This window comes from Rhizobium sp. 57MFTsu3.2 (assembly GCF_012932765.1).
GTDB lineage: Bacteria > Pseudomonadota > Alphaproteobacteria > Rhizobiales > Rhizobiaceae > Rhizobium > Rhizobium altiplani.
This window is the reverse complement of record NZ_JDWI01000021.1, coordinates 84,205-106,904: the sequence shown is the minus strand read 5'-3', so window position 1 is coordinate 106,904 and position 22,700 is coordinate 84,205. Positions and strand designations below refer to the sequence as shown.

General features: G+C 61.4%; 21 protein-coding genes and 1 pseudogene. 10 read left to right on the top strand and 12 right to left on the bottom strand.

The features are described from left to right. Positions 1-224 (bottom strand): transposase (locus tag AF71_RS21065; protein ID WP_169682924.1); only part of this gene is annotated, 224 nt, incomplete at its 3' end. Positions 225-321: 97 nt separating this feature from the next. Further along, positions 322-1,083, bottom strand: coding sequence for a diguanylate cyclase (locus AF71_RS21060; protein WP_169682922.1), 762 nt, complete (start codon positions 1,081-1,083; stop codon positions 322-324). Positions 1,084-1,399: 316 nt separating this feature from the next. Here AF71_RS21060 and AF71_RS21055 point away from each other — a divergent pair, with 316 nt between their 5' ends. Genes AF71_RS21055 through AF71_RS21040 form a run of 4 tightly spaced genes read left to right on the top strand, consistent with a single transcriptional unit; the run spans position 1,400 to position 6,896 of the window. Further along, complete coding sequence (locus AF71_RS21055; RefSeq protein WP_112666360.1) at positions 1,400-2,761, top strand: TolC family outer membrane protein; 1,362 nt, start codon at positions 1,400-1,402, stop codon at positions 2,759-2,761. Between the two features lie 19 nt (positions 2,762-2,780). Next, positions 2,781-4,943: a type I secretion system permease/ATPase gene (locus AF71_RS21050; RefSeq protein ID WP_169682920.1), complete on the top strand. Its 2,163-nt coding sequence runs from the start codon at positions 2,781-2,783 to the stop codon at positions 4,941-4,943. Next, a complete protein-coding gene (locus AF71_RS21045) occupies positions 4,940-6,235 on the top strand; it encodes an HlyD family type I secretion periplasmic adaptor subunit (protein ID WP_169682918.1) in 1,296 nt (431 codons plus the stop codon). Before AF71_RS21050 ends, AF71_RS21045 begins: the two co-directional genes overlap by 4 nt. Position 6,236: 1 nt before the next feature. Continuing rightward, positions 6,237-6,896 (top strand): ribbon-helix-helix domain-containing protein, encoded by a 660-nt coding sequence (locus AF71_RS21040; RefSeq protein WP_113161963.1) that lies wholly within the window; start codon positions 6,237-6,239, stop codon positions 6,894-6,896. A gap of 69 nt (positions 6,897-6,965) precedes the next feature. Here the strand turns inward: AF71_RS21040 and AF71_RS21035 are convergent, their stop codons facing one another. Further along, positions 6,966-7,829, bottom strand: a complete 864-nt coding sequence (locus tag AF71_RS21035; protein ID WP_246733752.1) for a transglutaminase-like cysteine peptidase — start codon at positions 7,827-7,829, stop codon at positions 6,966-6,968. Between the two features lie 322 nt (positions 7,830-8,151). Between AF71_RS21035 and AF71_RS21030 the strand changes: the two genes are divergently transcribed. Next, positions 8,152-9,399 (top strand): hypothetical protein, encoded by a 1,248-nt coding sequence (locus AF71_RS21030; RefSeq protein ID WP_169682914.1) that lies wholly within the window; start codon positions 8,152-8,154, stop codon positions 9,397-9,399. A gap of 193 nt (positions 9,400-9,592) precedes the next feature. On the opposite strand, the gene AF71_RS21025 is transcribed toward AF71_RS21030, so the two are convergent. Together AF71_RS21025 and AF71_RS21020 are read right to left on the bottom strand one after the other, a co-directional pair. Then, complete coding sequence (locus AF71_RS21025; protein WP_169682913.1) at positions 9,593-10,033, bottom strand: hypothetical protein; 441 nt, start codon at positions 10,031-10,033, stop codon at positions 9,593-9,595. Positions 10,034-10,122: 89 nt separating this feature from the next. Then, a complete protein-coding gene (locus AF71_RS21020) occupies positions 10,123-11,643 on the bottom strand; it encodes an ABC-F family ATP-binding cassette domain-containing protein (RefSeq protein WP_169682911.1) in 1,521 nt (506 codons plus the stop codon). Positions 11,644-12,047: 404 nt separating this feature from the next. Here AF71_RS21020 and AF71_RS21015 point away from each other — a divergent pair, with 404 nt between their 5' ends. Beyond that, entirely contained in the window at positions 12,048-12,350 is a 303-nt protein-coding gene (locus AF71_RS21015) for an alkylphosphonate utilization protein (RefSeq protein ID WP_018859604.1), read from the top strand. 57 nt (positions 12,351-12,407) lie between these two features. Here the strand turns inward: AF71_RS21015 and AF71_RS21010 are convergent, their stop codons facing one another. Continuing rightward, positions 12,408-13,967, bottom strand: a complete 1,560-nt coding sequence (locus AF71_RS21010) for a helicase HerA-like C-terminal domain-containing protein (protein WP_169682909.1) — start codon at positions 13,965-13,967, stop codon at positions 12,408-12,410. A gap of 230 nt (positions 13,968-14,197) precedes the next feature. Between AF71_RS21010 and AF71_RS21005 the strand changes: the two genes are divergently transcribed. Continuing rightward, positions 14,198-14,590: a hypothetical protein gene (locus AF71_RS21005; RefSeq protein WP_169682907.1), complete on the top strand. Its 393-nt coding sequence runs from the start codon at positions 14,198-14,200 to the stop codon at positions 14,588-14,590. A gap of 53 nt (positions 14,591-14,643) precedes the next feature. Here AF71_RS21005 and AF71_RS21000 read toward each other — a convergent pair whose 3' ends face one another. From AF71_RS21000 to AF71_RS20980, 5 genes are all read right to left on the bottom strand, one after another. Next, a complete protein-coding gene (locus AF71_RS21000; protein WP_169682905.1) occupies positions 14,644-15,075 on the bottom strand; it encodes a hypothetical protein in 432 nt (143 codons plus the stop codon). Positions 15,076-15,184: 109 nt separating this feature from the next. Then, positions 15,185-15,376: a hypothetical protein gene (locus AF71_RS20995; RefSeq protein ID WP_169682815.1), complete on the bottom strand. Its 192-nt coding sequence runs from the start codon at positions 15,374-15,376 to the stop codon at positions 15,185-15,187. Between the two features lie 388 nt (positions 15,377-15,764). Then, entirely contained in the window at positions 15,765-17,273 is a 1,509-nt protein-coding gene (gene zwf / locus AF71_RS20990) for a glucose-6-phosphate dehydrogenase (protein ID WP_169682903.1), read from the bottom strand. A 146-nt stretch (positions 17,274-17,419) separates the two neighbouring features. Further along, a complete protein-coding gene (tam, locus tag AF71_RS20985) occupies positions 17,420-18,190 on the bottom strand; it encodes a trans-aconitate 2-methyltransferase (RefSeq protein WP_169682901.1) in 771 nt (256 codons plus the stop codon). A gap of 214 nt (positions 18,191-18,404) precedes the next feature. After that, positions 18,405-18,872, bottom strand: coding sequence for a cupin domain-containing protein (locus tag AF71_RS20980; RefSeq protein WP_169682900.1), 468 nt, complete (start codon positions 18,870-18,872; stop codon positions 18,405-18,407). A 177-nt stretch (positions 18,873-19,049) separates the two neighbouring features. On the opposite strand from AF71_RS20980, the pseudogene AF71_RS20975 reads away from it, so the two are divergent. Beyond that, positions 19,050-19,295 (top strand): annotated as a pseudogene (locus AF71_RS20975) (hypothetical protein); the annotation flags it as partial. A gap of 188 nt (positions 19,296-19,483) precedes the next feature. Here the strand turns inward: AF71_RS20975 and AF71_RS20970 are convergent. After that, positions 19,484-20,524 (bottom strand): zinc-dependent alcohol dehydrogenase family protein, encoded by a 1,041-nt coding sequence (locus AF71_RS20970; protein WP_169682898.1) that lies wholly within the window; start codon positions 20,522-20,524, stop codon positions 19,484-19,486. Between the two features lie 249 nt (positions 20,525-20,773). On the opposite strand from AF71_RS20970, the gene AF71_RS20965 reads away from it, so the two are divergent. After that, complete coding sequence (locus AF71_RS20965; protein ID WP_025661077.1) at positions 20,774-21,661, top strand: branched-chain amino acid aminotransferase; 888 nt, start codon at positions 20,774-20,776, stop codon at positions 21,659-21,661. 110 nt (positions 21,662-21,771) lie between these two features. Beyond that, positions 21,772-22,698 (top strand): bestrophin family protein, encoded by a 927-nt coding sequence (locus AF71_RS20960; protein WP_169682896.1) that lies wholly within the window; start codon positions 21,772-21,774, stop codon positions 22,696-22,698. Positions 22,699-22,700 lie beyond the last annotated feature (2 nt).

Sequence of the window (22,700 nt, the reverse complement as noted above, 5' to 3'; positions counted from 1 at the left end):
GAGCGGATGCCGAACAGGTAGCCAATGAACAGCGCCTTGAACATCAAGGTCGGATCGAGCGGCGGGCGGCCGTTGTCGGCGCAATAAAGCCCCGCAACACGATCATGGATGAAGGAAAAGTCGATCACCGCGTCGATCTTGCGCAGCAGGTGATCCTTCGGCACCAGACTGTCGAGCGTCACCATCTCAAGAGCCGTCTGGGTGGGGGCAGGTTTCTTCAACATGTCCCAATGAATCACAAACCCCCAGACGGTGCCAGGGGTTTGTCAGCAATCTGAAGGCGCCTCTCGGCGCCTTTTCTTCGTTTTAGGGTTCGCCAGGTCAGGCGGCCGGCAGCCGCGACAGCGGAATAGCGTCTTCGCGCTCGCCGCCGCGCTCCATGGCCATTTCGTCTGCCAACTGACGGATATGCGTGAAGTCGGTAGGTCCCTCGAAAACGGCGCCGCCGAGCCGGATGCCGATCGTCATCGGCGATCCCTCGGCCGAGAATGAGGCTTCCGCAACGCGCCGGCGGATGCGGGTGCCGACGTCCTGGGCGTTTTCGATGGTCGCGCCCGGGAGGAAAACCCCGAGCTCGTTGGTGGCGAGGCGCGCAACCAGGTCGCCCTTTCGCACGGACGACTGAATGATCGCGGCGAGCGACTGCATGACGGTGTCCGCCCATTGCGGGCCATAGCGCCTGCTGATCTCGTCGAGCGTATTGATGACGACGGCGATCATCACGCCGCCGGCGTCGGTGGCGATTCGCTTGCGCCGGTCGATGTAGTGTTCGACGGCCGCGGCAAAGGCTGTCCCGTTCAGTGTTTTGGTTACGGCATCGTGGCGCGCAGTATAGTTAATCGTTTCTTGTAGTTTTTTGAGGTCGCCAACTTTGAGCTGCAAGATCAATAGCAGCGGAAATGCAACAAGAAGTGAAATTAAGCCTGCGCCGACAAATCCCACCAAAAATGGTCGATCCGGTACGAGAAGGTTTAAGATAAGTAAAACGCCGACGGATCCAGCCACGTAGCAGACAGCACCAAGGGTTGCGATCCGAAGAGCTGAAACGATTGTGGCGGAAGAGTAACGCTGGCTAAAATTCATCGCGGGTCATGTCCGTTTGAAAGTAATGCCAGATAAACAGGTTCGGGCAAAGCCCCCGTTAAAAAATCCTGTAAAATTCTCGCTTTAGGCAGTTGTCCACTGGGATTAACTGTCTTGGCAGGAATGTCGGAAGCTGCGATTGGAATGTGGAAAGATGGGTGTTACTTCTTTGCCAAAGAAAATCTTTGGTATACGGGTACGCCGAGTGAATCTTTGATGTTGAGGGGCATCGAACTTGTTTAAGAGCAAAAGAATTTTTGCAGCATTGTCTGCGACGGTTGCTTTGAGTTTTTCGTTTTATGCTGATGCCAATGCAATGTCTCTGCAGCAGGCCATCGAAAAGACGATGAAAACGAACCCGCAGATCTTGCAGGCTGCGAAGGATAGAGAAGCTATCGAGTTTGAACTACGTCAAGCGCGCGGTTTATACTTGCCATCCGTAGATTTGGAGAGCGGGATCGGGCGCCGTCGCTTGTCGAACGAAAGTTCCGGTTCGCTGAGAGATGACCATGACTATCTGTCGCCGGGCGATGTTGGTCTGACGATCTCGCAGACACTTTATGATGGCGGCAGCCGCCGCGCCCAGGTCGAACAGCAGGCTTCGCGCGTCGATGGCGCGTCCTTTCGGGTTCTCGAACGGTCTGAGTCGCTCGCACTCGAAGTGACGCAGGACTATCTGGAATACATGCTCCAGAACCAGATCGTTGCTGCCGCCAAGCAGAACGTTGCGTTCCATACGCAGATGGTCGGCGACATCGACGAGAGCATCAAGGGCGGTGCGCTCACGGACGCTGACCGCCTTCAGGGCAGCGAACGTCTGCAGGCCGCCAAGGCCCGGCTGCGCGAAGCGCTCGAAGAGCTTGAGCAGACGAAAATCCGCTTCCTTCAGGTCGTCGGCGAGCCAATCACCAATGCGCAGACGCCGCCGTCCGTTGGCAAGTACGTCCCGAAGACGCTGAACGACGCGGTCTTCGTCGCCGCCAAGAACAGCCCGCGCATCTATTCGGCCAATGCCGACGTCGATGCGGCCGATGCCGGGGTTCGTGGTGCGCGCGCCAACTACCTGCCGAAGGTCAATCTCGAAGGCTCGGCCCGCGTCGGCAACGACATCGATGGCGACGAAGGCAACACCAACGACTATCAGGTCCGTGTCGTTGCCCGCTGGAACCTCTATCGCGGCGGCATCGACGTTGCGCGCGAGCAGGAGCAGATCCGTCGTGCCGGCGAGCAGCGCTACAATCTCGCCCAGGTTCAGCGCGAGGTCTCGGAGTCGGTCCGTTCCGCCTGGAACGAGCGCGTCAGCCGCGGCGAGCTGTCCGGCATCCTCAACAAGCAGGCCTCGATCAACAACCAGCTCGTCGGTTCCTACCGCGAGCAGTTCAAGGTTGGCCAGCGCTCGCTGCTCGATGTGCTCGATGCGCAGAACACGAAGTTCAACACTCAGGTTCTCGCTGATACCGCGCGCGTTGCGTCGCAGTTTGCCGAGTACAAGATCCTGGCGGCGTCGGGCAATCTGCTTCAGACGATGAAGCTGAAGCCGGTCGATCAGTCCAAACCTTATGCGCGGGAAGAGTTTGTGGTCCCCGCGGGCGTCGCGAATCCTGGATATGTCGAGCTTGATTCACATCAGAAGGCCGGTATGCCCCTGGACCTTCTAGCGCCAATTCGACAGCAATAGTCGACGTGGCCATGGAACAATGCTGAACGTAGCGCTCGGGACCTCCAGCAGCACACCGCTGCAGACATTCAAAGCCGCATTCAAATCCGTGGCTGCGTTCTATGGCCGACCAAGCTCCGACACGGTCCTCTTCTCCGGTCTCCCGGATGAGGTGACCGAGTCGCTTGAGATCGACGATGTCGAGCGCATGGCTGAGCGCATCGGCCTGCAGGTGATCAAGCATCAGGAGCGCGAGTGCCGCCAGAGCAATTTCGATTGCCCGGCGATCGTCGCGTTTGCCGACGGCAGCGTGTTGCCGCTGCTCGAGGTCGCCGAGGACGGCTCCTATGTCACTGATATCGTTCCGATTGCCGGCAACGCGATCCGTCTGACGCGGGAAGAATTCCTGGCGCTGAAGCCGCAACTGGCCTTTGCCTTTACGCTTTACTATCAGAACGCCTCGGAAGAGGCGCTGGTCGGCAATGCCGTCGAGATCGAGAAGCGGCACTGGCTGGCAACGACGCTTGCGCCTTACTGGCGCACCTATGTCCGCGTCATGGTCGCGGCACTCTTCATCAACCTGATCGCGCTCGGCTCGCCGCTGTTCACGATGAACGTCTATGACCGGGTGCTGCCGAACAAGGCGATCCCGACGCTCTGGGTTCTGGCCGCGGGTATCTCGCTTGCCTATGTCTTCGATTTCCTGCTGAAGACCGCTCGCTCGTCGCTGATCGACTATGCCGGACGCAAGGCGGATCTGCGCCTGTCGCAGCTGCTGTTCGACAAGGTGCTGAATTCGACGCTCGCCTCGCGGCCGATGTCGACGGGCGAATATGCCAACCGCGTGACGCAGTATGAATTCGTTCGCGAGTTCTTCACGTCGAACACGATCGGCGTCCTGATCGACAGCCTGTTCGTCTTCATCTTCCTCGGCGTCATTTATCTGATTTCCGGCTGGCTCGTCGTGATCCCGGCGGTCGCCTTCGTCCTGTCGGTCGCGATCGGCTTGTGGGCGCAGGCCGCGATCGGCAAGCGCATGGCGACGGCCGCCAACGAGGCGTCGCGTCGCCAGTCTCTGCTGGTGGAAACGATCTCGACGATCGAAACGCTGAAGAGCCTGCGCGCCGAAGCCACTATGCTGCGCCGCTGGCAGGAACTGACAAAGTATTCGAGCCGCACCAGCGAGGATATCAAGCACATCTCGACGAACGCCATCAACATGACGATGTTCATCCAGCAGATGGTGAGCGTCCTGATCGTGATTGCCGGCACCTACGAGTTTTCCGAAGGCCGCATTGCCATGGGCGCGATCGTCGCGACGGTCATGCTGGCAAGCCGCGCCGGCGCGCCGCTCGGCCAGATCGCCATGACGCTGGCGCGGTTCCGTCAGGCGACCATGTCGCTTCGCATTCTCGACAAGATCATGGAGCAGCCCGACGACCGTCCGTCCACGGTCGGCTTCGTCAATCGCGAGATCACCCGCGGCGCTTTCAGCTTCCAGGATGTGTCTTTCCAGTATCCGGGATCGGACTATCCCGTCATCAACAAGCTGTCCTTTACCGTGAAGCCCGGCGAGCGCGTCGGCATCATCGGCCGCATCGGCTCGGGCAAGACGACGCTCGGCCGCTTGCTCGACGGACTCTTTTGCCCTTCGGGTGGTCGCGTGCTGATCGATGGCGTCGATATCCGCCAGTACCACATGGCCGAGGTTCGCTCGGCGGTCGCCGTGGCCGGCCAGTCGTCCGATCTCTTCTCGGGAACGGTGAAGGAAAACCTGCTGATCGGACGCGCCGATGCGACCGACGAGGAGCTGCTCGAGGTCGCCCGCATGACCGGTGTCGACGAGTTCGTCGGCAATCATCCTCGCGGCTTCGACATGCCCGTCGGCGAACGCGGCACCAACCTGTCGAGCGGCCAGAAGCAGGCGCTGACGATTGCGCGCCTGTTGCTGACGAAACCGAAGATCGTGTTTCTCGACGAGCCTTCGGGCGCCATGGATCTGGCGACCGAGCGCAATCTGATCGCGCGCCTGTCGAAGGCTATCAGCCGTGACACGACGCTGTTGATCGCCACCCACCGCTACAGCATGCTTGAACTCGTCGATCGCCTGATCGTCATCGATAAAGGACGCATCATCGCCGACGGTCCGAAGGGTGCGGTCATCGAGGCCATGCAGCGTAAACCAGCAGGGGCGCAGTCATGAGCCTCAGCAATCGTCACGACAATCCTCCGCTTCTCGCCCGCGGCATTCTGGCATTGGTGGCGCTCGTCATTGCGAGCTTCGTCGCCTGGGCGGCTATTGCCGACATCAACGAGATCGCCCGCGGCGAGGGCAAGGTCATTCCGGTCTCGAAGACGCAGATCATCCAGTCGTCGGAGCCCGGGGTCGTCCAGCAGATCGCCGTCGTCCTCGGTCAGGTCGTCCGCAAAGGTCAGCTACTCGTCCAGCTCGACAATACAACGACGACCTCCACCCTTGGCGAATCCGTTGCCAAGGCGCGTGCGCTCGGTGCCAAGGTTGCGCGCCTGAAGCTCGAGGAAGCTGGTCAATACGATACGCCGTTCATTTGCCCGGAAGAGATCCTGGCCGTCGCGAACGATGTGTGCGCAAACGAGGAGCAGCTTTTCGCTGCCGATCGCGCCAGCTACCAGAACAAGCTTGGCGTCTTGCAGGAGCGCGTGCGCCAGCGCGAGAACGAGCTCAGCGAAGCCCACGCCAACATCGATCGCCTGCAGCAGAATATCGAAGGTGCCCAGCGCCAGTACGACCTAATTTTCCCGCTGGCACAGAAGAAGCTGGTGGCGCAGACGGAAGTGCTGAAGACCGAGCGGGATCTCACCGACCAGAAGGGCCAGCTCAAGGTTTACCAGGAAAGCATCGACCGCCTGCAGGCTGCCGTGCAGGAAGCCAAGCTGCAGCTCGGCGATCTTGCCCTCGAACTGCGTCAGCAGGCGCTGACGGACAAGGCGCAGGCGCTGGCCGAGCTTTCGGTCGTCGACGAGACCATCCGCGGCGCGTCCGACCGCGTCAAGCGCACCGACATCCGCTCGCCTGTCGACGGCATCGTCAACACGCTCGAGGTCAACACCATCGGCGCCTATGTCGATCCGGGCCGTGTCATCGCCGGCATCGTTCCGACCGCTGACACGCTGCTGGTCGAAGCCAAGATCTCGCCGCGCGATGTCGCCTTCGTGCGCCGCGGCCAGCCTGCCGTCGTCAAGGTCACCGCCTACGACTTCTCGATCTTCGGCGGCCTTGAGGGCGTCGTCGAGAATATCTCCGCAGACAGTCTCGTGGAGAAGGAAAAGGGCGAGACCTACTATCTGGTACAGGTCAAGACCGACAAGTCCGCGCTGGAGCGCAACGGCAAGTCCTATCCGATCATCCCCGGCATGGTTGCCTCGGTCGAGATCATGACCGGCAACAAGACCGTGCTGAGCTACCTGATGAAGCCGATCAACAAGGCGCGCAGCGAAGCGCTGACGGAGCGATAGGATGCTGATCGTCAAGCCAGGCAGCAACGCACTCACCGAACTCGAGCCGATCGAGGAGCCTTTGCCGGCCATCGGCGCCGAGGAGATCGAGCCGCGCTTCCGTGCGGTCGTCGGTCGAGGCGGCGAGCGCCGCGGTATCCGCCTCGAGCGGATCTACTGGGATGGCCTCGGGCGCATGTCGTCGGCCGGCAAGATGAGCACGGCCGACCTCGTGCACTATACGGCCTCGCAGATGCCGGAGTCCGGCAACCTGGCCTCGCTGCTGCGTGTGCTCAGCTTCAAGTGGGCGCTGCGGAGGCTGGATACCGTCGAGGACGCCTCGTCCATGGCAAACGTCAATGCCATCATCCAGGCGTCGCCGTCGCCGACGATCCTGCTGACACAGGAAAAAAAGATCCAGCTCTTCAACGATCCCTTCCTGACCATGCTGCGCCAGCGTCTTCCGCTTGGTGATGCGGCGCAGTTGACGAAGAGCTTGCGCTTCTCGATCGACACGCAGATCGATGAGGCGATCGCCACGCTCTATCGCAACAGGGGCAAGACGCTGAACACCGGCTTCACCATAGCCGTCGGCTCGGCCTCGATGAAGGGCCAGATCAATCTGGCTTTGGCGCCAACGCATGAGAAGCCGATGCTGATCGGCTATGTCTCTCGTTACTGACCAGAAAATCCCAGACATGAAAAAAGCGGCCGAGATTCAGCCGCTTATTCTGCATCTTGCCGGCGATTTTCAGAACGTCGTGCCTTCGCCTGGAGCGACCTTTTCGAGTGGCAATGCCGAGGCAACCTGCTTGGCGCCGGTGCGTGTTCCGTGCAGGTAGCCCTTGCCGTCCGCGATCGAGTAGAGTGGCACATAGTCGGGCAGCTTGGTATCCGGCAGAACCTCGTCACGCATGTTGTCGAGAATGAAGCGGTTGCCGTTCACCGCAACAGAAAGCACGGCGTGGTAGAAATGGCGCTTCTGATCGAACAGGACAATGACGGACATGTCCTTGAGCTCGACGCCTTCGGCGTGCAGCGCGGCCATCTTCAGGATCGCGAAGTCCTCGCAATCGCCCTGCTGGCGCGAGAGCGTTTCGGCGGGCGTCGCCCAGTAGTCGGCCACCTTGTAGGTGTCGATGTCGCGGCTGTAGCGGATCGTGTGATTGATCGTGATGTTGACCGCGTTCAGCTTGTCGCGGATCGAGGACTGCGACGTCTTGCTGAAGGCAACTTTGATCGCGGTCGCGGCCCCGGAGCACTTGCCTGCGCTGCAGTCAATTGCGGTTCCATCCGTCATTTCCGACAGGGACGGTTCGAGCTTCTTCAGGGCAGCCAGTCGTTTGAAAGGAATGGCAACCGTCCCGAAAGCGGCGCCACCTGCCGGCGCGGCGATCGCCGGACGCGCAACCGGTTGGGCTGGAGCGACGCTCTCGTTCACCCAGCCGGCCGGCTCGGGCTGTAGCGAGCGCGTCAGCGCGGCAACGTCGATGGTGCCGATGCTTTTCGTCGCAAGGCTGAGGAGGTTGGCGACGCCGCCGAGCGTCAGGGCGCGGGCCGTTTCAGCCGCCAGGTCAACGGAGTAGATCCCGCCTGACATTTGCGAAGACGGCAATACGGATGCCGCCGAAATATTCGGTGCAAATGCGGCTGAAAATGCAGACAAAGTAAAAGCAGCGATATTGCTTGTTTTTATACTGCGCTTCATCGATGGTTGTCTCTCGTTGGCTGCGAGAAACGTACAAAACATCTATAAAAATCAGGTATTTAAGCGTGGATAAGGTTGGTATAAATTATCTCTTCAAAAGAACATAAAAGTTTAGTGTGCCCGTAAACCAAGTTTGGGCGAAGGGTTTGCTTTCCGGTGTTGCCTGTGCAGATATGAAATCCTGTCAAAGGGCCGGAAAAGGCCGCGATTGCGAGTGGTGGGGGAACAGGTGACAGTGCAGTCAATCGAGCCGGTGCAAGGCTCGCATGGTTTACGCTCGACACGGCAAGTGTCGCCTTCGGAAGGCGCCGGTCCCCTCAAACTCATCAAATTCGTTCTCGCAATGTCGATCGTCGTCGCCTGCGGTGCGCTCATGGGCTGCCAGTCCGACGTCGATGGCATCGCCAAGAATGTGAAAACCAACGATATCAAGGCACCTTCGAGCGAGGTCGAGGAAAGCTTCGGAGAAACGGGAGCGGAGATCACGCTGCTGCTGCCCAAGGGCGCGACCGGCATCTATGAGGGTGCTGCGCGTGACGTGCGCGACGGTGCCGGCCTCGGCGTCGGCGAACTCGGCGGCAACCAGGTCTTCGTGAAGGTTGTCGACGTGGCCTCCGGCGCTCCAGCCGCCGCGACCGCGGTCAGCGAGGCGAGGGCGCGCGGTTCCGTTCTCCTCGTGAGCTACGCATTGCCTGCCGTCACCTCGGCTATCGCTGCGGTGCCGGCTGACCAGCGGCCGGCTTTGCTCAATCTGGGCGCCCCTGTGCCGCCAACATCGGGCAATGTCTACAACTTCGTTTCCGATGAAATCGACAGCGCCATTGAAGGCGTGCAGGTAGCCGCCGCCAGCGGCCACAAGAAGGTGCTGGTTTTCGCCCAAAACGACTTTCCCGCTGCTGACGAGGCCCGGTTGGCAAGCGCCATCCACGCCGGCGGCGGCACGTATCTCGGCCTTGCCCGCTACGATCTGACGGACGCTGCCGCCGCTGATGCGGTCAAGAGGGCGGGCGCCAATCTGCAGAATGCCGATACCGTGCTCGTTCTCGGGAAAACGGTGATCACCACGACCATCGCCGGCGCCGTGAAGGCCAGCGGCAAGACGAACGTCACCTTCGTCGGCACAAGCGCCTGGCCGCCGCAAACGTATACGGATCCCTCGGTGGCAGGCACGGTGATTGCCATGGTCGAGCCCGAAGGCGCGACGATGATCGCCGAGCGCTACCAGCGGCACTACAAGCGCGCACTCTCCACCGACGCGGCTTACAGCTACGATGCTGTTGCCGTTGCCTCGGGCATTGTCCGGACAAAGGGACCGGAGGGAATGAACGCACAGAACCTGACCAGCAAGGTCGGCTTCCGCGGCGTGACCGGTCTCTTCCGGATGACGCCGGCGGGTACCGTGGAGCGCAAGATGAGCCTTTATTCCCTTAACGGCGGCAAGCTCAGCCTGCTCGGCGCCACGCCGGCCTCGTTCTGATAACCCACACACTTGGACATCGGACCGTATGGGTCCGCCTTCACCAAGCGCCGTGCTAGGCGCTTAGAGACCCGGCCGGCAGGTGCTTCGCCCGGCAAACGGAAGGGTAGTTGCCGCGCCGCCATTGTCTCCTGCTAATCAGGAGTCAGGGCACGAATTCACGTCAAACGGCCAGGCAGCATTCCTTTTGCTCTCACTTGGCGGCCTTGTCGGTGCCAAGTAGGTAGCCTCCGTCCCAGTGATAGATCTGCTTGTCGTCGACCGTGACCTTGACGACCGCCTGGAATCCGGCGAGCGTCCCGCTGCCGGCATGAAACGCACAGGTTCCCTGCATCGGGCTGGCGGTGTCGTAGGTGACGCAGTACCCCACCGCCGTATCTCCGTTTCCTACGGCAATAACCGTCGTGCTACTGCCGAAAAGGGGACTGCCGGTCACCGGCCCATAGTACAAGATCTTGGTGCCCGCCGGGATCGCCGCGAGGTTCGATTCCGTAATCGTGCAGAAGCTCGGCGCCTCGCCGGTGTACTGGCTGCACTCCTTGGAGATCTTCAGCGGTTGCATAGCCGGTGCGGCGGCCGCCACGGAAGCTAGTGCCAGGATGGCGCCAGCCGACAGGATCAACAGTCTGCTCATTGCCTAGTCCTCGCTATCTCCTCTCCTCGCAATTCGCTGCTTGGGCTAGGGTTGCCATGCCTCGCCGCCGGCTCGCCAAAGTCCGGACCCTAAGGCCGTGCAGCCGCAAAGAAGGGCTCCGGACTCTCCACTTCGATCAGCCGCCGGCGCTCGATCTGCCAGAACCGGTTGCCGATGGCGCGCACGAAGCTGCGGTCGTGGGAAACAACAAGGCAGCTCGCCTGGTGGGCCATGAGTTCGCCCTCCAGCGCTTCCTGCCCGTCGATATCGAGGTGGTTGGTCGGCTCGTCGAGCAGATAGAAGTTCGGCTCCGCCAGCCGCAAAACCAGCATGCCGAGCCGTGCCTTCTGCCCGCCCGACAGCCGCCCGACCGGACGCGACTGCATGTCGATGGTCATGCCGGCCCCCGCGAGCAGCGCCCGCGCTCGCTGGTCGCCAACGTCGAAGCGGCGGATGATCGTCTCCATCGGCGTATCGCCGTCCTTCAAGTCGGCCAGCGCCTGGTCACGATAGCCGAGCACCAGCGAAGGGGTGGCCTTGATGCCATCCTGCGCCGTCTCCGCGTTGCCGATTGCCTTTCGAAGCATCGCGATCAGCCGCGATTTGCCGGCGCCGTTCTCCCCGAGCAATACGATCCGGTCACCCTGGCAGATGAACTGCTTGCCGGTCCGGTAGAGCGTCGTGCCTTCAGGGGTACGGACCTCCGCGTCGTCGAGTGTCACAAGCACCTTGGCATGCGTGCCGCGGTTGGCGAGCTTGATCGCACCGGCCGATCGCTCGAGATGGGCGGGCTTGGCCGCATCCTCGAGCTTGTCGGCGCGTTGCTTCAGCTGCTTTGTCTTGACAACCAGCAGGTCGCTGCCGGAGTTGATGCCGATATTGTTGAGTTTCGCCGCCTGCTTGCGCAATTGCTCGGCCGTCTTCATGTCGCGTTCGTAGCGTCTCCTGTCGGCCGCATCCGCCTCATCAAGCGCTGCCCGCGCCCGGCTGTAGGGCAGGGAGAAGACCTGCGACTGCTCCGGCCGCAGGAACAGCGTACGATTGGTGACGGCATCGAGGAAGGCACGGTCGTGGCTGGAGATGATCACAGGCACATCGCGGGGCAGCGCGTTCAACCAATCCTCAAGCGCCGCGATCTTGCCGAGATCGAGGTGGTTGGTCGGCTCGTCGAGCAGCAGCGCGTCCGGCTCCATCACCCAGGTGCGCGCCAGCATCGCCAGCCGCTGCCAGCCGCCGCTGAGCTGCCTGACCGGGCGGCTGCGCAAGGCTTCGGGCACGTCCAGCGAATCCAGCACGATGTCCACGCGCCAGCTTTCGTTCGCCTGCTGATCGGCAGGCAGCGCCTGCAGGACAGCATCGTGGAACGGCACGTCAAGCAGCTTGGCCGGCACGTCCTGTTCGACATAGCCGATCGTCAGCCCGCGCGAGCGCGTGATGTCGCCGTGGGTTGCCTCGAGCTCTCCTGAAATGCAGCGGAGCAGTGTGGACTTGCCGCGGCCGTTGGCGGCGACGAGCCCCAGACGGTCGCCGGCATTGATGACGAGGTCAAGCTTGGCAAAAAGCGGTGCGCTGAGGGTGACGCCGAGATTGCGGATATTGATAAGGGTCATGATCTTGCTCTGGTCTTGCCGAGCGATCACACGGGCGAGGGCATGCAGCCTTCATCGCGTGCGTGTGCTTCGAGCTCGGTGGATGAGTATTGCAGACGGGCGAATGCCCAAACTGCTGCCACGAAGGGCAGACCAGGGAAGAGAGTTTGTGAGAAACGGTCTCTGGTCAGCCCTGCAAACGCATTTGCAGGGCGTTGACGGGGCCACGTTGCCGGTTGAACCGGAAATAGAAATTTTGCACGCGACCCTCCTTTCTCTTTGAGTGCATAGGAGAAATAGCATTGCGGACCCAGGAATGCAACCGAAGCGCTTGTGCTGCGCGGTCGCGCTCCCGAACTTGCATTGGGCAGCGTGGTTGCTGTAAGCGGCTCGACAGGTATTCTTAAATTTCCAGGAGAGACGCCATGGCAGGCGGTGACGACGATTACGTTTATGATGAAGTGACGGGCGAATGGCGTCCGGCTTCGGAAATGGCTGCCGCGGCCGCGCAGGCCGCTGAGGTCCGGGATGCTGCCGGAAACGTCCTCAAGGACGGCGATTCCGTCACCCTCATCAAGGATCTGAAGGTGAAGGGCGCCAATCAGACCCTAAAGCAGGGCACGGTCATCCGCTCGATCCGGCTGACGGATAACCCGGAAGAGATCGACTGCCGCCACGACACCATCAAGGGCCTTGTCTTGCGCACGGAGTTCGTCCGCAAGCGTTGAGCGCGTGACGGGCAGAAGATTTCGCGGGGCGGAACGAGGGCGATAACCCCCTTCCGCTCAGCGCTTCAAACTTCCGAGGATGCCGCGCACCAGGGCCCGGCCGACCTGTGTCGCCACCGTACGGGCCACGCTCTTCATCGCCGCTTCCACGACCGTTTCGCGCTGGTAGCCGGAGGAGCGGGCGCGGCCCTGGCTCTTGGCCTGCGGTTCGGTCTCATCATCGCCGAAGCCCGGCAGTGTCCAGCGGCCCGAGGCGCTGCCCTCGGTCGGCTCGGTCGGCTGCACCTGCTTGGCTGCATCGGAGTCGGATGCCTTCTTGGCGCGCGCCGCCAGAATCTCGAAGGCGGATTCACGATCGAGATCTTCGTCGTAGACCCCGAGCACCGGGCTCTTATCCATGACCTGCTGGCGCTCCGGATCGGTCAACGGGCCGACGCGTCCGGACGGCGGGCGGATCAGCGTCCGCTCGACGATCGAGGGTGAGCCCTTCGCCTCCAGTGTCGACACCAGCGCTTCGCCAGTGCCGAGCGTAGTGATGACGGTGGCGCAGTCGAAGGCAGGGTTGGGACGGAAGGTGTCCGCCGCTGTCCTCACAGCCTTCTGCTCGCGCGGCGAATAGGCGCGCAGCGCATGTTGCACCCGGTTGCCGAGCTGAGCGAGCACGGTTTCCGGCACATCGAGCGGGTTCTGCGTCACGAAATAGACGCCGACCCCCTTCGAGCGGATAAGACGCACGACCTGTTCGACGCGCTCGATCAGTACCTTCGGCGCGTCGTTGAAGAGCAGATGCGCCTCGTCGAAAAAGAAGACGAGGTTCGGCTTCTCGGGATCGCCGACTTCCGGCAGTTCCTCGAAGAGCTCGGACAGCAGCCACAGCAGGAAAGTCGCATAGAGCCGCGGGTTCATCATCAACTTGTCGGCGGCGAGCACGGAAATCTGGCCATAGCCGCGGTTGTTGGTCCGCATGATGTCGGTGATCTTGAGCGCGGGTTCGCCGAAGAAGTGCTCGGCACCCTGCTGTTCCAGCACAAGGAGACCACGCTGGATCGAGGCGACCGACGCCTTCGAGATCAGACCGAACTGGCTGGAAAGCTCGGTTGCGTTCTCCGCCATGTAATTCAGCAGCGAGGAAAAGTCCTTGAGGTCGAGCAGAGGGAGGCCGCCCTGGTCGGCGAGCTTGAAGGCGATGTTGATGACGCCTTCCTGCGGCTCGGAGGCATCCATCAGCCGCGCGAGGAGCAGCGGCCCCATTTCGGCAATGGTGGTGCGGACGCGATGGCCCTTCTCGCCGAAGAGGTCCCAGAAGATGACCGGGAACTGGTCGAACTCGTAATCGTCGAAGCCGATCTGCTCGGCGCGCTTGGTGAGAAAATCCTTCGGTTCGCCCTTGGCGGCGATACCGGAAAGATCACCCTTGATGTCGGAGCAGAAGACGGGCACGCCGGCCCTCGAGAAGCCCTCGGCCAGCACCTGCAGCGTTACCGTCTTGCCGGTGCCGGTTGCGCCCGTTACCAGGCCGTGGCGGTTTCCGAATTTCAGGTCGAGATATTCCGGCTTGTTGATGCTGTCATCCGAATTGCGGCTGACGCCGACGAAAATCTTGCCATCCTCGAGCATTTCGAAAATTCTCCCTGCGGCTGTCGGCGCCGATTGCGTCAAAATGCGGAGCGTCGTTTCCGCATGGTCATTGTAATATCGCTTCCCTGTTATAAGCAGGGAGCCCGGTGCGGACAACTGTCTGCATTAAAAGGAAAAGTAGGATAAAGCGGGCTTTTGCGGCCGGCGGCTTGAGTTGCCCGGAAAGTTCGACTAACGTTGACGTTAACGTCAAAAATAGGAGGCTGACAATGAATGAAATCGTAGACCAGATCGCCGCGCGTGTGGGCATCACTCCGGAACTGGCCGAAAAGGCGGTGGGCATGATGCTCGGCTTCCTGCAGCGCGAGGCGGCAGACGGTCCGGTCGCCAAGATGATCGAAGCCATTCCGGGCGCTTCCGACCTCGTTGCCAAGTACAACGGCGAAGGCGCGAACGGCGGCGGGATCCTCGGCAGCATCATGGGCGCGCTCGGCGGCGGCGGCATTATGGCGCTCGGCCAGCAGCTGATGTCGGAAGGCCTCGGCATGGGCGAGATCACCACGCTCGCCAAGGAAACCATCGCGATTGCCGAGCAGCACGCCGGCAAGGAAGTCGTGGACGAGGTTGTCGGCTCGGTTCCGGGCCTCAGCCAGTTCGTCTAAGCGGCAAAACGAGACTTTTGGCGGGCGGGCTTGTTCCCGCCCGTTCGCTTTTGTTACGGCGTGACGCCAAGCAAGGCCAGCCAAGCTTGCGACTGGTCGCCGGCAGCCTTGCGTCCGGCATCGTCAAGCACACGGGGGCCGCAATAACGGTCGATGTTGGTTCGGTCGGTGTCGTTGATCTCTGGGTTGTGCGATGCCGCAATAACCTGACGCCAGGCACAGCCAAGGACGGGCTCGACAACGATGCCCTCGTTGCAGCCGGTGCTCAGGCAGAAAGAAATTTTCCTCTGACTTTCGATGCGACCGGCGATGGCATCCGCGTAAAGGCCGGTCCAATCAGCACGGATCTGTTCGCAGCGCTCGGCAGCGTCGCTTTGCTGGCAACCGATCTTCGGAATATAGCTGTCCGCGGGTGGCCAGTCGGCAACCTCGGCGAGGCTGACGCATCCACAGGCAAGAAGAACGGCTGCAATCAACTGCGACATCGGGCCTCTTAACCGGGAAGAGAATCACTGGAGACAAGCTACAGCTTCTCTTGCGTGTTAGGGAGGCACTTCTGAAGCGTCATGGCATCAAAGCCGCAAGGCAGCCGGTTTAATGCTTGCTCTTCGTTTCTCTTGCCAGCTTAAGGATGACGTCGTCGGCAGCGTCGGCCAGAGCCATCGCGATTTCGGCTGCCTTCCATCCCCTTTTCTCGCCATTGCGAATGAGCTCGAAAAGGAGGGGTTCGAACTCCGACCTGCAGGTTTCCATACGCTGATCGGAAATCGAACGATTCTTAGCCAATTGACTATCTACCATGTCAATACCCCAAAACCCTCGAGATAGATTTAGCAAGGCGGCGAGAGAGCGCAAGTAAATATATTAATCGAGCTTTAACAATTTCGACTAATATATACTTTATTCGCCAAATGCTAGAAAAATACAAGAAGGGCCCGTCGGGGTTGGACGAGCCCCGCCTTCTTTGTCGCACAGAAAAAGCAACGCGGTCAGCCGGAGAATCTTCGCTATACTAGGCGAAAGGGTCAACACATCCATATTTTGTATAGCACACCATAAATGTGTTGCGATGGGTCTCGTCCATACGAGATGGTACAATATCTATGCTCGCCATGCGCGAGCTGCCGGGAAATTCTATTCGGTTTTACTTTAGTTAAGCGTGTATTTCCGGACTTTACTTTGGATCGTGGTTGCGGGTGGCTGCGCCCAGTTCATGCCACTCCCGGCCATCGCGGCGGATCAGTTCGTCGGCGCAGGATGGACCACTGCTTCCAGGCGCGTACGGCTCCGGCGTTTCGCTGCTTTTCGCCCATATATCCAGGAAGGGTTGCACCGTCGCCCAACCGGCCTCGATGCCGTCGGCGCGCTGGAACAGCGTCTGGTCACCGGTGAAAAGATCGTAGAGCAGCGACTCGTACCCGGTCATCTTGCCGATGTCGAACTCGTCGGCATAGCGGAAGTCGAGCGAGACCGGGACGGTGTCGACAGATAGGCCGGGCGACTTGATGGAGATCTCGACGCTCAGCCCTTCGTCGGGCTGGACCTGGATGACCATCTTGTTCGGCGGCAGGTGACGGTTGACATCCGTTTTCCGAAACTGCGCGAAGGGCACCTGCTGGAAGGTGATGACGACTTCCGTATCGCGCGCCTTCAGCGCCTTGCCGGTCCTGAGATAGAAGGGCACGCCGGCCCAACGCCAGGAATCGACGTAGAGCTTCATCGCGACGAAGGTTTCGGTATTGCTGTCGGGCGAGACGTCCTTGGTTTCCCGGAACGCGGTAATGTCGTTTCCGTCGAGCTTGCCTGATGTGTAGGCGCCGCGGACGGCATGTGCTTCGGCTTCCTCCGGCGTATAGATGCGCAACGCGCTCAGCGCCTTGCTCTTTTCCGTACGGATCGCTTCGGCGCCAAATCCGTTCGGGGCCTCCATCGCGATCATCGCCAGCAGTTGGAACAGATGATTGGGGATCATATCGCGCATTGCGCCGGTCGCGTCGTAGAATTTGCCGCGCGTGCCGACGTCGACTGTTTCGGCGGCGCTGATCTGCACGTGGTCGATATAGTTGTTGTTCCAGAGCGCCTCGATCATCATGTTGGCAAAGCGGGCGGTCAGAATATTCTGTACCGTCTCCTTCCCCAGGAAGTGGTCGAGGCGGTAGACCTGGCTCTCGGAGACATTGGCGAGGATGCGGGCGTTCAGCGCGCGGGCCGAGGCGAGGTCGGTGCCGAAAGGCTTCTCGATGGCAATCCGCCGGAAGCATCCGTCAGTCTCGCTGGTGAGTCCGTGCTGGGCCAGCTTTTCGACCAGCGGGCCGAAGAACTGCGGCGGTACTGCGAAGTAGAAGGCCGCGTTACAGTTGGTCAGGTGCTTCTTGATCTCGACGAATATGCCATCTTGCGTGAAATCGCCTGAAATATAGGAGATACGCTGCCGCAGACCCCGCCAGGCGTCGTCGGTCTCCGGGCGGATCGGGTCGCTCAATCCGGCTAGGAAGCTGTCCAGCCTCGCAACCAGTGAGGCGTCGTCGCCAGCTTCTATGCCGACGCCGAGGATCTTCAGATCGTCGCCGACCAATCCACTTCGCGTCAGATTGATGATCGCCGGTATCAGCAGGCGCCGCGTCAGGTCGCCGGTCGCGCCGAAGATGACGAGTGTGGCTGACGGAATGGGGGCGGCGTCCATGAAGGTTTCCTCGCTGTTTCCATCGACTATACTGCGCGCTTGTGCGGCGGCAAGCAGGATGCCGCCTGAGCATTGCACGGCAATGTCACCAGAATCGGTCCTACCCGTCGACCGGCCAATGGGATCCGGTCGATCTGCCAGGCGTGTCAGCCCTTTACCGCCACCATGAAGATCCGAGGGAAGCGCAACAACACGCGCCCGTCCGACATCTTCGGGTAGGCCTTTTCAACGCGGCCGAGATAGTCCGCCAGGAACGCCTCGCGATGCTTTTCGCCTGCGTGATCGAGATAGGGCCGCAGGCCCGTTCCTTTGACCCATTCGACGATTGCCGCGGCGTCAGCCATTGGATGGTTGTAGGCTGTATGCCAGATGTCGACGCGGGCGGCCTTGCCGATGAACCGGCTGTAATAGGTGGAGGGCGGCGGCAGGGTTTTGCGGCGAACGCTCCGCGCCTCGAACGCTGCTTTCCACGGGCCGGCATGCGCTGTCTCCTCCATCAGCAGATGCGTCGGCTCGGCCAGATTATCGGGCATTTGCACCGCCAGCACGCCGCCCGGCGCAAGTCCGTCCATCAAGCGATCGAAAATGTCGAGGTGCTCAGGCAGCCACTGGAAGACGGCATTCGCAAAGAGGAGGTCCGCCGGTTCGCTCGGCTGCCAGGTGGCAAGGTCGGCCTCGACAAAGGGCGTGCCGGGCATGCGCTTGCGAGCCGCTTCCAGCATGTTCAGATCGCTGTCCAGGCCGGAAACGCCTTTGGCACCGAAACGCTCGACAATCAGCTCCGTTGAATTGCCCGGCCCGCAGCCGAGGTCCACGGCGTGGCGGACGTGTTCAAGCGGCACCTGCGCCAACAGATCCCGCGCCGGGCGTGTGCGTTCATCCTCGAATTTGACATACTGGCTGGCAGACCATGCCATGACCATCTCCCTTACAAATTAGCTTCCAGGGTGCGCGCTCGCATCGCGCCTACGTCGCGACCGGTCGGCGTCGAGCTCAAATACAGTCGACGAACGGCGGCGAACGCAAGAGGCCACGTACGAAATCGCCCATATCGTCTTTGTATGACAGTATTTATTAAGGGAGCAGGTGAGGCTCGCCCGAGCTATAGTCTCGGGCGGAGACCAAAAGGACTCAGGCCGCCAATATGGTGATCCCATGGGCGTTGGCTGCGGCATTCATGCGGTCCCGCGTTTCCGCTGACGGCGCCGCCTTCGGCGGTTCCTGCGAGCCAGCTGCCTCCAGAAATTCCACCATGTCGCTGTCGACGATAGCCGAGAAGATGGCGGCCTGATGGCCGGGATTGGAGTAGGCGTGCGGCTGGTTCGCCTCGATGCGGACGATGTCGCCGGTCGTCGCCTCGAACTCGTCGATGCCGTTCTCCGTCGCGCGGCGAATCGTCAGCCGACCCTCGATGATCCTGAAGACTTCGGGACTGGCGTGGCGGTGCAGCGGCGTCCGGCTGCCCGCCGGCACGGTAATGTCGAAGATGTTGAGCCAGGCTCCTTGCAGACGAGCCCGTCGCTCGATCCGATCGCCCAGCACGAAAAACACCCTCGCGCTCACCTGGGCAGGCGCCTTTGCAAATGAGTTGGACATCATGTCTCGCTTTTCTTTTTCTTGGCGGCGAGCCCGTTAGACCTTTCCAAGGTCAATGGCAACTGGCTCCAAGTCCGTCGTGGTTGGCGTTTTCAGCGTCGGCCGGCATATGGGCAATGATCCTGTCGGCATCAAGACGGTGCGGCGTATCGCCCCTTTGCGGCTCTCTTCGTCCGAGAGCCGCCGCATGTCCAGCACAGCTGGCGGAATATCAGCGACGAGCCGGGCCAGATGTTCGGGACCGTCACACCTGGAGGCTGCGAGCAGCTGTTCATCGACATCGAAGCACTCAATGCCGATACGCCCGAGAAAATTGCAGTGATCGAGGCGCGCCTGGGGATCATCAACGATGTCACGCTGGCCCTCAATTTGGCGAGCGTGAAGCAAGGACAGGTTACCGGCACCGCATTGGCGCCTACCGTTTAAGGCTGCAGCACTCTCCTGGCCCTCGCTCTGCGCCGCCAGAATGCGTTTGGCGACTTCCCCCAAAGCCTTTGCATTGTCCTTGGCGATGGACGCCGCGATGGCCTGCAGCGCTGCAATATGAATCGCAACCACAGTAACGCTACAAACTGCAGCACTCGTTTTGATTGAAGTCGGTTGCGGTCGAGCCGTCAGAACTGCGTGATGACACTGATCCCGACTCCTTCGGCCTGATCCAGCGTCATCAAGCCCGGGATCGCCTCTTGAAGCGTGATGCGCCGGCCGATTAGCTTCTGTGGCGCGATCTTGCCTGACGTCAGCATCGACAGCATCGCATCGTAGCGCCAGGCCTGCATGCCGTGGCTGCCGTAGATCTCCAGCTCGTGGCCGATCACCTGCGCCATCGGGATCTGCGGTGTCGCATATTCGCCGACCATGAGGCCGACCTGCACATGCCGCCCGCGCCGGCGCAGGTTCTTGATCGAGTTGAAGCAGGTGACGGGGTGGCCGAGCGCGTCGATCGAGACATGCGCGCCACCCTTGGTGATCTCGCGAACCGCTTGCGCCACATCGGCGACGCTCTTCGCATTGATCGTGGCCACCGCGCCGCAGTCGCGCGCGAAGGCGAGCTTCTCGTCGGAGAGATCGATACCGATGGCGTTGGCACCAAGCGCCGTTGCGATCATGATCGCCGATAGGCCGACGCCCCCGCAGCCGTGAACGGCGATCCATTCGCCGGGACCGGTGCGCGCCTGGTCGGCAACGGCGCGAAACGACGTCGCAAAGCGGCAGCCGAGGCTTGCCGCCGTCGCATCGTCGATGCTGTCGGGAAGGTGCACGAGGTTGGTGTCGGCATAATCGATCGCCACGTATTCCGCAAACGAACCCCAATGCGTGAAGCCGGGCTGGAACTGGTTCGGGCAGACCTGCTGGTTGCCGGAATGGCATTCGCCGCAATGGCCGCAGCCGGACACGAAGGGTACGGTCACGCGGTCGCCGACCTTGAAGCGCACCACGCCCTTGCCCGTTGCGACGACCTTGCCGGCCAGTTCATGGCCCGGCACATGCGGCAGCTTGATATCAGGATCATGGCCCATCCAGCCGTGCCAGTCGCTGCGGCAGAGCCCGGACGCGCCGACGGCAATGACCACACCATCCTCGCTGGGCGTCGGATCGGGTAGGGCGCGAATTTCGGGAGCCTTCTCAAAGGCGTCGTAGAACATGGCTTTCATCGATTTTACTCCCTATCAGCCGCAGCGATTCCGACGAATGATGCCACGCCGTCGGTGTCGCATCCAATCGCGCCATCCATGATTTTCCGTGATATACCCATCGATGGCGTGCAAGGGATCGCGCACGAATATTACGCCCTGGAAAGCCTCGTCGCCATTTTCTTGCGTAGGGTTCCAGGCCGCGGATTTCCGCTTGACCGGCTCTTCGCGCGGGGATTTTGCTCTTCGGACTTTTCAAGGAGAATGCCCATGGCCGTCGACACATCGCCCCGTTCAACCACCTGGACCTACGTCGAGGGAGAGTGGCTCACCGGCAATCCGCCGCTGATCGGGCCGACCTCGCATGCCATGTGGCTGGCCTCGACGGTCTTCGATGGGGCGCGTTGGTTCGACGGCATCGCGCCGGATCTCGACCGGCATTGCCAGCGCGTCAATCGCTCGGCGATCAACATGGGCCTGAAGCCCGTCAAGACCGCTGAGGAGATCGAGGCGCTTGCCTGGGAAGGCATCAAGAGGTTCGACGGCAAGACGCCTGTTTACATCAAGCCGATGTATTGGGGCGAGCATGGTTCGGCCGGCAGCGTCGTCACGGTCGACGGTGAATCCACCCGCTTCGCGCTTTGCCTGTTCGAAGCCCCGCTTGGCAACAATGCGCCGAATTCGCTGACCGTCTCGCCATACCGCCGCCCGTCGCCGGAAACGGCGATGACGGATGCCAAGGCCGGCTCGCTCTATCCGAACAGCGGCCGCGCCATTGCCGAGGCCAAAAGCCGTGGTTTCGACAATGCGCTGATGCGCGACATGAACGGCAACGTTGCGGAAACGGCGTCCTCCAACATCTTCATGGTCAAGGACGGCATCGTCTCGACGCCGATCGCCAACCGCACCTTCCTTGCCGGCATCACCCGCGCCCGCGTCATCGGCCTGCTGCGCAAGGCGGGCTTCGAGGTTCGCGAAGTGACGCTCTCGGTCGAGGATTTCATGAACGCCGACGAGATCTTCACGACGGGCAATTACTCCAAGGTCGTTGGCGTCAACCGCCTCGATGGCCGCGACTTCCAGCAAGGGCCGGTCACGCGCAAGGCGCTCGAACTTTATATGGATTGGGCCTTCGGCCGCAGCGAAAGCGACAGCTAAGTCTGTTGCCTCGGATCTGAATACAATGGCCGCGCTTGCCGCGGCCATTCGCTCGGCTGTAGGGAGGAGAGCCGACATCTCTTTGTTCGAACGACCGAGAAGCCCGCGTCATGATCGTGCGCCCCCGTCCCAGCCTGCTTAAACTCTTCTTCATTCTCCGCGGCTCGATCATCAAGCAGGTTTTTCCGCAGATCCTGCTGACCGGCTTCCTGTCCTCGCTCGTGGTTCTCGTTCACAGCGTCTGGCCGGGTGTTCTGCCGGTCTTCAGCGGCGCGCCTTTCGCGCTTCTCGGCATCGCGATCTCCATCTTCCTCGGCTTCCGCAACAACGCCTGCTATGACCGCTGGTGGGAGGCGCGCAAGCAGTGGGGACAGATGATCTTCTCGGCGCGTCACTTCGCGCGGCAGACGCTGATCCTCGAAACGGCGCATGGCGAGGCCGGGGCCGAAGCGCGCAGACGCCTGGTCACGCTCGTCATCGCCTTCATCCAGTCGCTGGTGCCGCATCTGCGTGCTGGCAGCGGCCGCGAAAAGGTCGAGTGCCTGCTGTCGCCTGAGCTGAAGGCCCGCTATCACGCGAGCCGCACGCCGCCGGAGGCGATTTCGCTGGAAATTTCCCGGGAGCTTGCCGATCTGCGTGCCAAGGACATGCTGTCAGACATCTCCTATCAGATACTCGACAAGACGCTGGGAGAGCTGACGCTGGCGCAGGCCTCCTGCGAGCGCATCCGCTGGACACCGGTGCCGTTCGGCTACACGCTTCTGCTCCACCGCACGGCGCATCTCTTCTGCCTGCTGCTGCCGTTCGGCTTCGACGACGTTCTCGGCTGGTTCATGCCGTTTGCGACGGCGCTGGTCGCCTACACCTTCTTCGGCCTCGATGCGCTGGGCGACGAGCTGGAAGCGCCCTTCGGCAACCAGCCGAACGCGCTGCCGATCGGCGCCCTTGCCGACACGATCGAGATCAATCTGCGCGAAGCGCTGGGAGAGACGGACCTGCCGCCGCTCCCAGTGCCGGTCGACTACCTGCTGATGTAGCG

Coding starts and splice junctions, on each gene's coding strand:
- AF71_RS21050 (WP_169682920.1), top strand. CDS start 2,781: ATGCTGAACGTAGCGCTCGGGACCTCCAGCAGCACACCGCTGCAGACA.
- AF71_RS20960 (WP_169682896.1), top strand. CDS start 21,772: ATGATCGTGCGCCCCCGTCCCAGCCTGCTTAAACTCTTCTTCATTCTC.
- zwf (WP_169682903.1), bottom strand. CDS start 17,273: ATGGACGCCGCCCCCATTCCGTCAGCCACACTCGTCATCTTCGGCGCG.
- AF71_RS21020 (WP_169682911.1), bottom strand. CDS start 11,643: ATGACCCTTATCAATATCCGCAATCTCGGCGTCACCCTCAGCGCACCG.
- AF71_RS21060 (WP_169682922.1), bottom strand. CDS start 1,083: ATGAATTTTAGCCAGCGTTACTCTTCCGCCACAATCGTTTCAGCTCTT.
- AF71_RS21000 (WP_169682905.1), bottom strand. CDS start 15,075: ATGTCGCAGTTGATTGCAGCCGTTCTTCTTGCCTGTGGATGCGTCAGC.
- AF71_RS20965 (WP_025661077.1), top strand. CDS start 20,774: ATGGCCGTCGACACATCGCCCCGTTCAACCACCTGGACCTACGTCGAG.
- AF71_RS21045 (WP_169682918.1), top strand. CDS start 4,940: ATGAGCCTCAGCAATCGTCACGACAATCCTCCGCTTCTCGCCCGCGGC.
- AF71_RS21010 (WP_169682909.1), bottom strand. CDS start 13,967: ATGCTCGAGGATGGCAAGATTTTCGTCGGCGTCAGCCGCAATTCGGAT.
- AF71_RS21015 (WP_018859604.1), top strand. CDS start 12,048: ATGGCAGGCGGTGACGACGATTACGTTTATGATGAAGTGACGGGCGAA.
- tam (WP_169682901.1), bottom strand. CDS start 18,190: ATGGCATGGTCTGCCAGCCAGTATGTCAAATTCGAGGATGAACGCACA.
- AF71_RS21055 (WP_112666360.1), top strand. CDS start 1,400: ATGTCTCTGCAGCAGGCCATCGAAAAGACGATGAAAACGAACCCGCAG.
- AF71_RS20980 (WP_169682900.1), bottom strand. CDS start 18,872: ATGATGTCCAACTCATTTGCAAAGGCGCCTGCCCAGGTGAGCGCGAGG.
- AF71_RS20970 (WP_169682898.1), bottom strand. CDS start 20,524: ATGAAAGCCATGTTCTACGACGCCTTTGAGAAGGCTCCCGAAATTCGC.
- AF71_RS21025 (WP_169682913.1), bottom strand. CDS start 10,033: ATGAGCAGACTGTTGATCCTGTCGGCTGGCGCCATCCTGGCACTAGCT.
- AF71_RS21005 (WP_169682907.1), top strand. CDS start 14,198: ATGAATGAAATCGTAGACCAGATCGCCGCGCGTGTGGGCATCACTCCG.
- AF71_RS21040 (WP_113161963.1), top strand. CDS start 6,237: ATGCTGATCGTCAAGCCAGGCAGCAACGCACTCACCGAACTCGAGCCG.